We start from the raw sequence: 13,649 nt of genomic DNA, 5'->3' as shown, positions 1-13,649 counted from the left end.
GCTCAGCGCCTTCAGCACGCCCCCAAAACATGACCCCCCAAGCCTACGCCCAGCAAAAAGCCGCCGCCTCCGGCAGCAGCTTTTACTACGCCTTCTTGTTTTTGCCGCCACCGCGGCGTGCCGCCATCACCGCCTTTTACGACTATTGCCGCGAGATCGACGACGTGGTCGATGAGGCCCGCGACCCCTCGGTGGCGCAGCTCAAGCTGCACTGGTGGCGCCAGCAAGTGGCGCGCTGCTTCGACGCGGCGCATGGCGCACCCGAGCACCCGGCCCTGCAGGCGCTGCAACCGCACTTGGCCGCCTACGGTGTCGAGGCCAGCCACCTGCTGCAAATCATCGACGGCTGTCAGATGGACCTGGAGCAGTCGCGCTACCTCGACTACCCCGGCTTGCAACGCTACTGCCATTTGGTGGCCGGCGTGGTGGGCGAGGTGGCGGCGCGCATTTTCGGCCAACACGAGGCCCAGACCACCGCCTACGCACACCGGCTCGGGCTGGCGCTGCAACTGACCAACATCATCCGCGACGTCGGCGAAGACGCGCTGCGCGGGCGCATCTACCTGCCCATCAACGAATTGCAGCGCTTCGAGGTGAAGGCGCACGAGCTGCTCAAGCGCGGCCAAGGGGCCGAGCCCGGCTTCGAGCCGCGCTTTCAGGCGCTGCTGCGCTTTCAGATCGAGCGCGCGCTGGGTGTCTATGAGGAGGCGCTGGCGCTGCTGCCCGCGGCCGACCGGCGCGCCCAAAAACCGGGGCTGATGATGGCCAGCATCTACCGCACGCTGCTGCACCAAATCGCCGCCGACCCGCAACAGGTGTTGACGCAGCGCGTGCGCCTGACGCCGCTGCGCAAGTTCTGGCTGGCCTGGAAGGTGCAAGCGCTGGGGCGGCTGTGAGGCCGGGCGCGAGCAGCCCCAAGGGGCGCAGGCCGTGAACCGGAGGGTCTTGATCGTCGGCGGTGGCTGGGCCGGGCTGGCGGCGGCGGTGCGCGCCAGTGAGCGCGGCTGCCGCGTCACGCTGCTGGAGGCGGCGCGGGTTTGGGGCGGGCGGGCGCGGGCGCTGGAGCCTACGCCTAGCCCGGACTGCCCGCCCGACCTGCCGATGCCGCTCGACAACGGCCAACACATCCTGATCGGGGCCTACACCCAGACCCTCGGCCTGCTGCAGCGGCTGGGGCTGTACCTGCCCGACCATTTGCACGCCATGCCGCTGGACTTGCGCTTTGCCGACGGCAGCGGGCTGGCCACCCCGGACTGGGCGCAGCGCTGGCCCGCCCCGCTCGACACCGTGGCGGCGATCGCCTGCGCGCGCGGCTGGAGCGGGCGCGACCGGGCCGCCTTGTTGATGGCGGCGGTGCGCTGGCGCATGAGGGGCTTTGCCTGCCTGCCCAGCGAGAGCGTGGCCGACCTGTGCGCCGGCCTGCCGCAGCGGGTGTGGCAAGATTTCATCGAGCCGCTGTGCGTGGCCGCCCTCAACACCCCGGCGCAGCAGGCCAGCGCGCAGGTGTTCCTGACCGTGCTGCGCGACGCCTTGCTCGGGGCCGGCCATCCGCCCTGGCGCGCTTCGCAACTGCTGCTGCCGCGCACCTGCTTGGGCGATATGCTGCCACTGGCGGCGCTGCGCTGGCTCACGCACCAAGGGGCCGAACTGCACCTGGGCCAGCGCGCCCTGGGCTTGGAACGCAGCGCGACGAACGGCCCTTGGCGCTTGCACAGCGCCAGCGCCGCATACGAGGCCGACCGCGTGATTTTGGCCTGCCCGGCCACCGAAGCCGCGCGCCTGCTGCGCACCCTGCCCGAGGCCCCGGCGCAGTGGATCGCGCAAGCAGCCGCCTTGCAGCACACCGCCATCGGCACGGTGTATGTGGCCGGTTGGCTGCGCCAGCCGTGGCCGAGCGCGCACCCCATGCTGGCGCTGCGCAGCAGCGGCAGCGCCAGCCCGGCGCAGTTCGCTTTCAGGCGCGACTGGTTGCAAGCGGGCCGTGCCGCCGCCACACCAGCCGAAACCGGCGGCGCATGGGCCGAACTGGCCCTGGTGGCCAGCGCCTGCGACACCGACAAAGCCACGCTGCAAGCCGCCGTGCTGGACCAAGCCCGGCAGGCGCTGGGCCTGCACGGCGAGCGGGTGCAGCAAACGGTGATCGAAAAACGCGCCACTTTTGCCTGCACCCCCGGCTTGCAGCGCCCTAGCGCAGCCATCGCCCCCGGCCTGTGGGCAGCCGGCGACTACCTGCACGGGCCCTACCCGGCCACGCTGGAGGCGGCGGTGCGCAGCGGCCTGCAGGCTGCCGAGCACTGCGCGGCGGCCTGAAAACGCATCACCCCATGTGCAAGCCGCCGTTGCAGGAAAAGTCGGCCCCGGTGGTAAAGCCCGAGTCTTCGCCCGCCAGCCAGGTGACGATGGAGCCGATTTCGTCGGGCGTGCCCAAGCGCTTGACCGGAATCGTGGCCACGATCTTTTCCAGCACGTCGGGGCGGATGGCGCGCACCATGTCGGTGCCGATGTAGCCCGGGCTCACGGTATTCACCGTCACGCCCTTGGCCGCCACTTCTTGCGCCAGCGCCATGGTGAAGCCATGCATCCCGGCCTTGGCGGCCGAGTAGTTGGTCTGCCCGGCTTGGCCCTTCTCGCCGTTGACCGACGAAATCTGGATGATGCGGCCCCAGCCGCGCTCGACCATATCCGGCACCACCTGCTTGGTGACGTTGAACATGGAGGTGAGGTTGGTGGTGATCACCGCGTCCCAGTCTTCTTTGGTCATCTTCAGGAACATGCGGTCGCGCGTGATGCCGGCGTTGTTGACCAGCACATCGATCGGGCCGTGCTCGGCCTTGGCCTTGGTGAAGGCCTCGACGGTGGAGTCCCACTCGCCCACGTTGCCCACGCTGGCGTAGAAGGTGTAGCCCAGCGCGGCTTGCTCGTCGATCCACTTTTGGTGGTCGCGCGTGGGGCCGCAGCCGGCGATGACCTTGAAGCCCGCCTTGGCCAAGCGCTGGCAGATCGCGGTGCCGATGCCGCCCATGCCGCCAGTGACGTATGCGATTTTTTGATTCATGTGTTGTCCCTCTGTTTGGGTGGAAAAAAAATTGCGTTTCAGCGCTCGACGGTGAGCGCCACGCCCATGCCGCCGCCGATGCACAGCGCGGCCAGGCCTTTTTTGGCGCCGCGGCGCTGCATTTCGTGCAGCAGCGTGACCAGCACGCGGCAGCCCGAGGCCCCGATCGGGTGCCCGATGGCGATGGCGCCGCCATTGACGTTGACCTTGGCCGCATCGACCCCAAGCCCGAGGTTGACCGCGCAGGCCTGCGCCGCAAAGGCCTCGTTGAGCTCGAACAGATCGACCTCGCCCACGCCCCAGCCGGCACGCGCCAGCGCTTTTTGCGAAGCCGACACCGGCCCCATGCCCATCACGCTCGGGTCCAGCCCGGTGGTGGCGTAGCTGCGGATGGTGGCCAGTGGCGTCAGGCCCAGCGCCGCCGCCTTGGCCGCCGACATCACCAGCACCGCAGCGGCGCCGTCGTTGATGCCCGAGGCGTTGCCCGCCGTCACCGTGCCGGCCTTGTCGAAGGCCGGGCGCAGGCCGGTGAGGGCTTCGAGGTTGCTTTTGCGATTCAGGTATTCGTCGCTCTCAAAGACCAGCGCATCGCCTTTTTTCTGCGGGATCAGGACTGGCACGATCTCGTCTTTGAACTTGCCCGCGTCTTGGGCGGCGGCGGCTTTTTGCTGGCTGGCCGCAGCCAGGGCGTCTTGCATCTCACGCGTGATACCGTGCGCCTTGGCCACGTTTTCGGCCGTAATGCCCATGTGGTACTGGTTGTAAACGTCCCACAGGCCATCGACGATCATCGAATCGACCAGCTTCCAGTCGCCCATGCGCTGGCCGTCGCGGCTGGCGGGCAGCAGGTGCGGGCTGGCGCTCATGTTTTCCTGGCCGCCCGCGATGACGATCTCGCTGTCGCCGGTGGCTATGGCTTGCGCCGCCAGCATGACCGCCTTCAGGCCCGAGCCGCAGACGGCGTTGATGGTCATGGCCGGGGTTTCTTTGGCCAGACCGGCTTTGAGCATGGCCTGGCGCGCTGGGTTTTGCCCTGAGCCTGCGGCCAGCACCTGGCCCAAGATCACTTCACCCACCTGTTCCGGTGCCAAGCCAGTGCGCTGCAGCAAGCCCTTGATCACGGCGGCCCCGAGTTCGGGCGCCGGTACTTTGGCCAAGCTGCCGCCAAACTTGCCCACGGCGGTGCGGGCGGCGGCGACGATGACGATCTCTTGCATGTGTGCTCTCCTGTTGCGGTTGAATCGAAAGGGTAAAAAAGTTCAGGCCTTGACCTTGACATAGCGGCCCGGGGCCGGCTCGATGGCCTTGTATGTGCGGTTGCCGTAGCCCTTGGGTGCGGCCACCAACGCGCCGGCATGGCCCTTGAGCCATTCCGACCAGTCGGTCCACCAACTGCCAGGGCGCTCGGTGGCGCTGGCGAGCCAGCCGTCGAGTTGGGGCGGGAACTGCTCGGTCGAGCCCACCCAATGGCTGCGTTTGCCCTTGCGGGCCGGGTTGATGACACCCGCGATGTGCCCCGAGGCCCCCATCACGAAGCGTTTCGGGCCCGGCAGATGCTGGGTGCTGGCGTAGGCCCCGGCGATGGGGACGATGTGGTCTTCGCGCGAGCCGTAGATATAGACCGGAATGTCGATGCGGCCCAAGTCCACCGGCTGGCCGCAGACGCTGAGCGCGCCCGGCTGGCAGAGCTGGTTTTGCAAATAGGTGTGGCGCAGATACCAGGCGTAGTAGGGTCCGGGCAGGTTGGTGCTGTCGCTGTTCCAGTACAGCAAATCGAAGGGCGGCGGGGTTTCGCCCTTGAGGTAGTTGCCCACCACGTAGTTCCAGACCAGATCGGTGGGGCGCAGAAAGCTGAAGGTGGTGGCCAGATCGCGCCCCGGCATCAGACCGCCGTTGGCAAACTGCTGCTCGCGCAGGCGCACGGAGTTTTCGTCGATGAACACATCGAGCACGCCGGTGTCGGAAAAATCCAAGAAGGCGGTCAGGAAGGTGGCGCTGGCCACCGGCTTTTCGCCGCGCGCCGCCAACACCGCCAGCGCCGTGCCCAGCATGGTGCCGCCGACGCAAAAACCAAGCGCGTTGATTTGCTCGGCGCGGGTGATTTCGCGCACCACGGCGATGGCCTTGATGAGCGCGTCTTCGATGTAGTCGTCCCAGGTTTTGTGGGCCAGCGAGGCGTCCGGGTTGCACCAGCTCACCACGAAGGTGGTCATGCCCTGCTCGACCGCGTAGCGCACCAGCGAGTTCTCGGGCTGCAAATCGAGGATGTAGAACTTGTTGATGCACGGTGGCACCAGCAAAAAGGGGCGCTGGTGCACCTGCTCGGTCAAGGGTTTGTACTGGATGAGCTGGAACAGCTCGTTCTCGAACACCACCTGGCCCTCGGTGGTGGCGACGTTTTTGCCGACTTCAAAGGCGCTCTCGTCGGTCATCGAGACATGGCCCTGCTCCAGGTCGTGCAGCAGGTTTTTGATGCCCTGGCTCAGGCTCTCGCCTTTGGTTACGAGGGCTTTTTGCTGCGCCTCGGCATTGAAGGCCAGGAAGTTGCTGGGCGCGCTGGCCTCGATCCACTGCAACACGGCAAACTGGATGCGCGCGCGCGTTTTGGCGTCGGCCTGCACCGCATCGGCCAGCGCCACCAGGGTGCGGGCGTTGAGCTGGTAGGCCGCTGCCGCGTAGGCCGACAGCGGGTTGCTGCTCCACGCTGGTGCGGCAAAGCGTTTGTCTTGGGGCGGCTTGACCTGCACGCCCTGGCTCCAGAGTTGCGCGAGGTCCTTCAAGTAGTCGCTCTGGATTTGCAGCAGCCGCGCAGGCTCGATCTGCACCGGGTGCCCCGCCACTTTGGAGAGCATTTCGTTCAGATCGACCCCGCCGGGGGCGGCAAAGGGGGTGAAAGCCGGTTGCGGGGTGGCGGCAGCCGGGTTGGCCTGCAACATCTGGCCCCACTGCTGCAGCGCCGACTGCTGGAACTGCTGCGCCGCTTGCAGCCAAGGGTTTTGGGGGGTGTTCATGGTTATCTCCTAGTAAAGGGCATGGGTTTATGGGTGCGGGTGTGGCTAACCGCTTCGCGCTACAGTCTGCGCTGTCAACCAGCCCGCGAACGGTAAGCCCAAAGGCGGGCCCTGTTTGGACCCCAAAACACGCGCATTCCCCATGTTGTTTCTGTACGTAATCGTCATCGCTTGGCTTTATGTGGTGGTGCTGATGGCCGCCTCGGTAGCCACCAGCCCCACGGGCACCCTGTTTGCAGCCATTATGACGCTGTTTTTTTACGGTTTGCTTCCATTGGCCCTCATGGTTTACCTGATGACCGGCCCCTTGCGGCGCAAGGCGCAGCAAGAGGCCGAAGCCGCCTCGAAGCCGGCCGAGGCATCAGCGGGCCCGACGCCCCCATCCAGCCCAGAATCCAACTCCGATTCAGGCCTGGCAAGCGATGCAGGCCGCCATGCGCCCGCTGCTGCCGAGCCTAGCCCCATCGCGCCGATGCGAAAAGAACCGTGAAGGCTGGCTGGCGGTGCACCAGTCGGCGCCGCCGTCGTTGCCCACCACACGCTCAAAGCCCAAGGCGGCTAGGCGCTGGCGCGCCAAGGCGGGCAGATCGGCCAGGTATTTGGGCGCCGCAGCAGCCACCCTTTCACCCAAGGCCGGCAGCCCCGGCAGCGGCACAAAACACGCCGCCGCCGCCGGGTCGTGCGAGACAAAGGCTTGCCGCACCTCGGGCCCGACCTCGAAGCGCTGCGGCCCGATGCACGGCCCCAACCAGACCTGAATCGCAGCGCGTTGGCTCGGGTGCTGCGCCGCCGGCCAAGCCGCACACAGGGCCTCCAGCACGCCCTGGCCCTGTGCCCGGCCCTGCGACACGCCCTGCCCAGCCAAGCCACGCCAGCCGGCATGCACCGCCGCCACACTGGCGCCATCGGGTGCGGCCAGCAGCAGCGGCAGGCAATCGGCCACCAGCACGGTGCAGGCCAGGCCGGGTTGGTCGGTCCAGCAGGCGTCGGCGGTGAGGCCGTCGGGCGTGTCGGCCTGCAGGTGCAACACCGCGTTGCCGTGCACCTGGCGCATAAACACCGCTCGCATGGCCAAGCCATCGGCCAGGCGCTGGCGGTTGGCTTGCACGTGGATGGGGTCGTCGCCGACGTGGTCGCCCAGGTTGAGGCTGTCCCACGGCGGCGCCGACACGCCGCCGCTGCGCTGCGTGATGCCAGCCGCTACCCCGGCCGGCCAAGGGGCGTGGGCGGGCAGCCAACCGATGGCCGAGGGGTGGGGATCAGACTGGGGGGGCATCGGGGCAGTTCTCGGGCAGGGCGCGGCGAAAGGCGTCGAGCTCTAGGCAAGCCTGCAGCACCGCAAGCGTCAGGGGGATGTCGAGCGCATCGTAGGACAGGCCGAAGCGGCGCCCATTGATCAGTTGCGGCACCAGGCAGCAGTCGGCCAAGCTGGGCGCGTCGCCGTAGGAGTAGCGCGCAGGCGGCAAGGCGCGTGCGGCGCGTTCGGCCTGCAATTCGCGCAGCCGCTGCTCGTAGGCCAGCAGACCCTGCACCACCCAGTGGTTGTACCAGGCGGCGCGCTGCTCCTCGTTAAGCCCCAGCGGCTGCGCCAGGTACTTGAGCACGCGCAGGTTATTGATCGGGTGCATCTCGCAGGCCACGCTCTGCGCCAGCGCCCGCACGCGCGAGCGCCCCAGCGGATCGGGCGGCAGCAGGGGCGGTTGCGGATAGACCTCGTCGAGGTACTCGATGATGGCCATCGACTGGCTTAATAGCCCCGGTTCCGGCACCCCCTGCAGATCGAGCAGCGGCACCAGCCCATCGGGGCTGAGGGCGCGGTAGGCCGCTTCGCGCTGCTCGCCGCGTGCCAGGTGCACCGACGCGTACTCGCAGTCCAAGCCCTTTAGGTTGAGCGCGATGCGCACCCTAAACGAGGTGCTGGAGCGAAAGTAGTTGTACAGCTTCATGGGGCCATGAGGATAAACCGGGGTGCCAGCCTCCCACCGCTTGCTTAAGCCGTGAGCGCCGGGTAGTCGGTGTAGCCTTTGGCGCCGCCGCCGTAAAAGGTGCTGCGATCGGGCTCATTGAACGGGCCACCCTGTTGCAGGCGCGCCACGAGGTCGGGGTTGGCGATGTAGGCTTTGCCAAAGGCCACGAGGTCGGCGCCGCTTTGCAAGGCGCTCTGCGCCAGTGCCAGGTCGTAGCCGTTGTTGACCATCCATGCCCCCTGGCCACCGGCGGCGCGGTAGCTGGCGCGCAGGGCGGCGTAATCGAAGGGGCGGTCGGTGAGCGCGCGCGCGCCGCCAGTGGCACCCTCGATCAGGTGCAGATAGGCCAAGCCCAGCGGGGCGAGCTGGCGCACCACGTGCTCGAACAGCGGCTGCGGGTCGGCATCGAGCACATCGTTGGCCGGCGTCACGGGCGACAGGCGGATGCCGGTGCGGCCACCGCCGATGGCCGCGCTCACCGCCTGCACCACCTCGAGCAGCAGCCGGGCCCGGTTCGGAATCGAGCCGCCGTAGGCGTCGGTGCGCTGGTTGCTGCCGGTTTTCAGGAACTGATCGATCAGGTAGCCGTTGGCGGCGTGGATTTCTACCCCATCAAAGCCGGCTTCGATGGCGGCCAGCGCGGCCTTGCGGTAGTCCTCGACGAGGCCGGGAATTTCGGCCAGCTCGAGCGCACGCGGCTCGGAGGTGTCGACGAAAGACGCCGCCCCGTCTTGGATCAGCACCGTCTTGGTTTGGGCGCGGATGGCCGAGGGTGCGACCGGCGCGCCGCCACTGGGCTGCAAGCTGGTGTGCGAAACACGGCCCACGTGCCAGAGCTGGGTCACGATCTTGCCGCCACTGGCGTGCACCGCATCCGTGACGCGCTTCCAGCCGGCAATCTGCTCGGGGGCGTAGAGGCCGGGCACGTCGGCATAGCCTTGGCCCTGCTGGCTGATGGCGGTGGCTTCCGAGATCAGCAAGCCGGCGCTGGCGCGCTGCTGGTAGTAGCTGGCCATGAGCGCCGTGGGCACGGCCCTTGGCGCGCGGTTGCGCGTCAGCGGGGCCATGACGATGCGGTTGGACAAGGCCAGTTGGCCGGCGCGGATGGGTTCGAAAAGATGGGTCATGCTGGGTGCACCGAAAAGGAGGGATACCGCATTGTCCATCAGAGCAGGCGCCGCCAAACCCGCGCCATCGTAAACCGCTGCAGCCGCGTCAAACCCAAGGCTTGGAAGACCTGGCAAACGGCCACCAAGGGAATTCACCTAATGGAATTCACTGATGCCAGCGGGCCTCAATATGACACATTTTTCCTTCTATATGCATTATAGTGCTCGTGACGCAGCACCGTACATCTGCGCCCATGCCCGTTTTCAACCACCCGTCCGGGATCGCCCGGGACCCCAGAGGAGCCCATCATGTTTTCACGCAGAACCCTGCTTCAGTCCGGCACTGCCGTGGCACTTGGTGCCCCGGCTTTGATTGGCTTTGCCCAGCAAAGCGTCACACTCCGGTTTCACACCTTTGTAACGGGCACCTCTGGGGTCTGGAACAACGCCCTGCTGCCCTGGATGCAAAAGATCCAGAACGAATCCGGCGGACGCATCCGCTTCGAACACTTTCCCTCCATGCAGTTGGGCGGCAACCCGGGGCAACTGTTCGATCAGGCCCGTGACGGCTTGGCCGATGTGGTCTGGGCCATGCCTGGCCTCACCCCGGGGCGCTTTCCGCGCTCCGAGGTGTATGAGCTGCCCTTCATGATGAGCAACGCTGGCGCGACCTCGCGCGCTTTCTGGGAATACATCCAGACCCATGCCGCCGATGAATTTCGCGGGGTTCGCTCCCTGGCGTTTCACGTTCACGGACCGGGCGTATTCCATGTTCGGGAACGCGCCATCACGCGCCCGGACGATCTGCGCGGCCTGCGCATGCGCGGCCCAACGCGCATGATCACCGCCTTGCTTGGCCACTTGGGGGCTACCCCGGTGGGCATGGCGCTGCCGCAAATCCCCGAGGCGCTGTCGCGCGGCGTAATCGATGGCACCATGATTCCATGGGAAATCGTGCCCTCGATTCGGGTGCAGGAGATGGTGCAATTCCACAGCGAGTTCGACCCTGCTGGTGGTGCGCTCTACACCACCACCTTCGTGATGGCCATGAACCAGCGCCGCTACGACGCACTGCCGCCCGACCTCAAGCGCGTGATCGACGCCAACACCGGCATCGAAGCCTCGGCCGCCTTGGGCCGCGGCCAAGAATCGGGTGACGCCCCCGCGCGCCGCATCGCCCAAGAGCGCGGCAACCGGATCAACACCATCCGCGGGGTGGAGGCGCAGGAGTTCCGGCGTCAGGCGCGCCCGGTGGAGGTCAACTGGGTGCAGGACATGGATCGGCGTGGCTTCAACGGCCGCGAGCTGCTGGCCAACGCACGCCGTCTGATCGAGAAACACAGCCGGGCCTGAAGCGCCCCCCGGCCAGGGCCGGGCTGCACCCAGCCCTGCGCACCGATCAGTACGTTTCGAGGTGCAGCCTGCCTTCGCGCTTGAGCGCCGCGCTGAGCGCTGACCAATCCAGCCCGGCCCCGTGTGCGATGTCGCGCAGCGCGAGCAAGACGCCCTCCTCCATCACCTTGAGACCGCAAACGTAAAAATAGGCATTGGGATCGACCAGCAACGCGCTCAAATCGGGGGCGCGTTCGACCATGGCGTGCTGCACATAGCGCTTGGGTTGGCCCGAAGTGCGGCTGAAGGCAAAGTTGATGTCGATGAAGTCCTTGGGCAGGTTCTGCAGCGGTCCGAAGTAGGGCAATTCCTGCTGCGTGCGGGCGCCAAAGAACAACATCAGTTTACCGCCTTGGTAGTCCGACTCCCATGCGGCTCCGGCTCGCTCGGCCTTTGCCAGCGCTTGCGCGCGCAAGCGCCGTCGCCACTCGGTCATGGCGCGCATGGGTGCGCTACCGGTGCCGGTGCAGATCATCACAATGTGGCTCTTGGGGTGGTTGGGCATGAGGAAGCTGCTGCCGAACGGTCCGATCACCTCGACCTTGTCGCCGACCTGCAGGTCGCACATGAAGTTGCTGGCCACGCCGCGCACAGGCTGGCCTTGGTGGTCTTCGAGCACGCGCTTGATGGTGAGCGACAGGTTGTTGTAACCCGGGCGCTCGCCGTTGCGGGGGCTGGCAATGGAATACTGCCGCGCATGGTGCGGCTTGCCTTTGGCGTCAAGGCCGGGCGGGATGATGCCGATGGACTGGCCTTCCAGCACCGGAAACGGCATGGCACCGAAGTCGAGCACGATGTGGTGCGTGTCATAGTCATGACCGGCCTGTATACCAACCTCGGTCACGCGCACATTGCCGGCCACGGTGGCGGTGACGGTTTTCTGTGCGGCCTTGGGTCCGTAGAGGTTGGTGTAGGCGTGTGCCGCACTCCAAGGTGGCACGCTGGCACCATAAGCGCTTGAGTGGAACCCGGTCTGCCCAGTGGGATTGACCACCACAGCGGCCTCGACCGCGGCCTCCGGTGCCGCCTCGCCAGCCGTGTCGTCGCCCACCAGCGCTTTGCGCTCTTGAGCCGAGAGCTCTGCCGGCAATGCGTCCCAGGTGAGCTGCTCGGCCAGCGTATAGGCTTTGGCGCGCGGCATGGTGCGGTAGTTGTCGATCGAACCCGTTGGGCACGGCGCGATGCAGTCGTTGCACCAGTTGCACTTTTCAGCGTCCACCACGTAGTTGCGCGAGTCGTGCGTGATGGCCTGCACCGGGCAGATGGCTTCGCAGGTGTTGCAGCGGATGCAAATTTCAGGATCGATCAGGTGTTGCTTGATCACAGCCAATTCAGCGGGCGCGTTCATGGAAGTCTCCGTGGTTTTTTGGCAGTGTAGTTCTGAGTTCGGTAGAAAGTTCGAAGGGGTGTTTTTGCGTTGACGTGGCAGCACGCGACACAGCGCAGCTCGCTGCGTTCGTGTCCCTCGCCGGCCTGCGGCCAGTTGCTCGTTAACCTCTCTGCGCCGTCCGCACCGCACCGCGCCTCGGGCAAAAGTGGCTCGGGCACAGACGCACCCCGGGCTGTGCCGGAGCGCCTGACCCATCCCGTGATGCCGCGGAACTGGCTTTGCCAGGCCGCAGGCATCGCCCCTTGGCGGGGGGTGGACACGCCCTCAGTCGGGGTGCGGGCGCGTCCACAGTCAGGCAAACCGGACGTACTCGAAGTCCACCGGCTGGCGGTTGATACCCATTACCGGGGGAGCGATCCAGTTGGCGAACTTGCCAGGATCGACCACGCGGCCCATCAGGCTGGCGACAAAAGCGCGGTCGCTTTCGCTGGGCAGCCATTGGTCGCGGTGGGCGTTCCATTCGGACTCAGAGATCACGCGACCCTCGGGCGACACTTTCACGCCCTTGAGCATGCCGATGTTGCGGTGGAATGCCTTGTGTGGCACCTTCAGGCGAAACGGGATGCCTGCTTTTTCGATCACCTTGTTCCAGCGCTCCACGCCACCGATGCTGTCTTTGATGTAATCGTCGCGCAGCACTTCGTTGAGCGCGTTGAGCATCGGCACTTCTTTTTCGACCAGTTGGCCGTTTTGCACGTTCAGCACCTTGTAGAACTGACCTTTGAGCACGTGGTCGTCGGTGCGCTTGCCCTCTTCGTAGCGGCCCTTGAGGCCGGTGCTGTAGAAGGTGGCGGCGTTGCTGGACTCGTCGGCGCCAAATAGGTCGATCGTGACCGAGAAGTGGAAGTTCAGGTAGCGCTGGATGGTCGGCAGGTCGATCACACCGGCGGCGCGCAGCTTGGCCGGGTCGTCGGTTTTGAGCTCGTTCATCACCTGGCAAGTGCGGTTGATGACGCGGCTCACACCGGACTCGCCCACGAACATGTGGTGCGCTTCTTCGGTCAGCATGAACTTGGTGGTGCGCGCCAACGGGTCGAAGCTGCTCTCGGCCAAGGCGCAGAGCTGGAACTTGCCGTCGCGGTCGGTGAAGTAGGTGAACATGAAGAAGCTCAGCCAGTCCGGCGTCTCTTCGTTGAAGGCTTCCAGAATGCGCGGGTTGTCGGCGCTGCCGCTGTTGCGCTCCAGCAGGGCTTCGCCTTCTTCACGGCCATCCTTGCCAAAATACTTGTGCAGCAGGTAAACCATGGCCCACAGGTGGCGCCCCTCTTCCACGTTCACCTGAAACAGGTTGCGCAGGTCGTACTGGCTCGGGCAGGTCAGGCCGAGGTGGCGCTGCTGCTCGACCGAGGCCGGCTCGGTATCGCCCTGGGTGACGATGATGCGGCGCAGGTTGGCGCGGTATTCGCCAGGCACGTCTTGCCAGGCGGCTTCGCCCATGTGGTCGCCGAAGTGGATTTTTCGGTCCTGCTCGGCGGGGTTGAGGAAAATTCCCCAGCGGTAATCGGGCATCTTCACGTGGCCAAACTGGGCCCAACCCTGGGGATCGACGCTCACCGCCGTGCGCAGGTACACGTCAAAGTTTTGCGAGCCGTCCGGGCCCATGCTGTCCCACCACTTGAGGTAGTTGGGTTGCCACTGCTCGAGCGCGCGCTGCAGGGTGCGGTCTTCGCTGAGGTTGACGTTGTTGGGAATTTTTTCGCTGTAATTGATGCTGCTCATGCTGAT

11 protein-coding genes are annotated in these 13,649 nt (G+C 66.3%); 3 read left to right on the top strand and 8 right to left on the bottom strand.

Translation table 11 applies throughout. From position 1 onward, the window contains the following. Positions 1-29 precede the first annotated feature (29 nt). Positions 30-896: a presqualene diphosphate synthase HpnD gene (hpnD, locus tag SRAA_RS02935; RefSeq protein ID WP_045530862.1), complete on the top strand. Its 867-nt coding sequence runs from the start codon at positions 30-32 to the stop codon at positions 894-896. A gap of 34 nt (positions 897-930) precedes the next feature. Further along, positions 931-2,310 carry a hydroxysqualene dehydroxylase HpnE gene (gene hpnE / locus SRAA_RS02930; protein WP_045530861.1) on the top strand — a complete coding sequence of 460 codons (1,380 nt, stop codon included), beginning with the start codon at positions 931-933 and terminating at the stop codon, positions 2,308-2,310. 7 nt (positions 2,311-2,317) lie between these two features. Here hpnE and phbB read toward each other — a convergent pair whose 3' ends face one another. The 6 genes from phbB to SRAA_RS02900 all read right to left on the bottom strand — a co-directional run bounded on the left by phbB (position 2,318) and on the right by SRAA_RS02900 (position 9,160). After that, positions 2,318-3,055, bottom strand: a complete 738-nt coding sequence (gene phbB, locus SRAA_RS02925; protein WP_034112064.1) for an acetoacetyl-CoA reductase — start codon at positions 3,053-3,055, stop codon at positions 2,318-2,320. Between the two features lie 38 nt (positions 3,056-3,093). Then, positions 3,094-4,272, bottom strand: a complete 1,179-nt coding sequence (locus SRAA_RS02920; protein ID WP_045530860.1) for an acetyl-CoA C-acetyltransferase — start codon at positions 4,270-4,272, stop codon at positions 3,094-3,096. Positions 4,273-4,314: 42 nt separating this feature from the next. Beyond that, on the bottom strand, positions 4,315-6,066 hold the full coding sequence (locus SRAA_RS02915) for a PHA/PHB synthase family protein (RefSeq protein ID WP_045530858.1): 1,752 nt from the start codon (positions 6,064-6,066) through the stop codon (positions 4,315-4,317). A gap of 406 nt (positions 6,067-6,472) precedes the next feature. Further along, positions 6,473-7,342, bottom strand: coding sequence for a peptidoglycan editing factor PgeF (pgeF, locus tag SRAA_RS02910; protein ID WP_045530856.1), 870 nt, complete (start codon positions 7,340-7,342; stop codon positions 6,473-6,475). Then, positions 7,326-8,012 (bottom strand): maleylacetoacetate isomerase, encoded by a 687-nt coding sequence (maiA, locus tag SRAA_RS02905; RefSeq protein WP_045530854.1) that lies wholly within the window; start codon positions 8,010-8,012, stop codon positions 7,326-7,328. Before maiA ends, pgeF begins: the two co-directional genes overlap by 17 nt. A 44-nt stretch (positions 8,013-8,056) precedes the next feature. After that, positions 8,057-9,160, bottom strand: coding sequence for an alkene reductase (locus tag SRAA_RS02900; RefSeq protein ID WP_045530852.1), 1,104 nt, complete (start codon positions 9,158-9,160; stop codon positions 8,057-8,059). Between the two features lie 291 nt (positions 9,161-9,451). Here SRAA_RS02900 and SRAA_RS02895 point away from each other — a divergent pair, with 291 nt between their 5' ends. Then, positions 9,452-10,495, top strand: coding sequence for a TRAP transporter substrate-binding protein (locus SRAA_RS02895; protein ID WP_045530850.1), 1,044 nt, complete (start codon positions 9,452-9,454; stop codon positions 10,493-10,495). Between the two features lie 46 nt (positions 10,496-10,541). Here the strand turns inward: SRAA_RS02895 and boxA are convergent, their stop codons facing one another. Then, positions 10,542-11,882 (bottom strand): benzoyl-CoA 2,3-epoxidase subunit BoxA, encoded by a 1,341-nt coding sequence (boxA, locus tag SRAA_RS02890; protein ID WP_045530848.1) that lies wholly within the window; start codon positions 11,880-11,882, stop codon positions 10,542-10,544. Positions 11,883-12,215: 333 nt separating this feature from the next. Next, positions 12,216-13,643: a benzoyl-CoA 2,3-epoxidase subunit BoxB gene (boxB, locus tag SRAA_RS02885; protein WP_045530846.1), complete on the bottom strand. Its 1,428-nt coding sequence runs from the start codon at positions 13,641-13,643 to the stop codon at positions 12,216-12,218. Between the last annotated feature and the right edge of the window lie 6 nt (positions 13,644-13,649).

The organism is Serpentinimonas raichei (genome assembly GCF_000828895.1).
Classification (GTDB): domain Bacteria; phylum Pseudomonadota; class Gammaproteobacteria; order Burkholderiales; family Burkholderiaceae_C; genus Serpentinimonas; species Serpentinimonas raichei.
This window is presented reverse-complemented; position numbering and strand designations above follow the sequence as displayed.

Bases quoted from the DNA above. Each gene is read 5' to 3' on its own strand.
- SRAA_RS02920 (WP_045530860.1), bottom strand. From the start codon at position 4,272: ATGCAAGAGATCGTCATCGTCGCCGCCGCCCGCACCGCCGTGGGCAAG.
- SRAA_RS02895 (WP_045530850.1), top strand. From the start codon at position 9,452: ATGTTTTCACGCAGAACCCTGCTTCAGTCCGGCACTGCCGTGGCACTT.
- SRAA_RS02900 (WP_045530852.1), bottom strand. From the start codon at position 9,160: ATGACCCATCTTTTCGAACCCATCCGCGCCGGCCAACTGGCCTTGTCC.
- boxA (WP_045530848.1), bottom strand. From the start codon at position 11,882: ATGAACGCGCCCGCTGAATTGGCTGTGATCAAGCAACACCTGATCGAT.
- hpnD (WP_045530862.1), top strand. From the start codon at position 30: ATGACCCCCCAAGCCTACGCCCAGCAAAAAGCCGCCGCCTCCGGCAGC.
- pgeF (WP_045530856.1), bottom strand. From the start codon at position 7,342: ATGCCCCCCCAGTCTGATCCCCACCCCTCGGCCATCGGTTGGCTGCCC.
- boxB (WP_045530846.1), bottom strand. From the start codon at position 13,643: ATGAGCAGCATCAATTACAGCGAAAAAATTCCCAACAACGTCAACCTC.
- maiA (WP_045530854.1), bottom strand. From the start codon at position 8,012: ATGAAGCTGTACAACTACTTTCGCTCCAGCACCTCGTTTAGGGTGCGC.
- SRAA_RS02915 (WP_045530858.1), bottom strand. From the start codon at position 6,066: ATGAACACCCCCCAAAACCCTTGGCTGCAAGCGGCGCAGCAGTTCCAG.
- phbB (WP_034112064.1), bottom strand. From the start codon at position 3,055: ATGAATCAAAAAATCGCATACGTCACTGGCGGCATGGGCGGCATCGGC.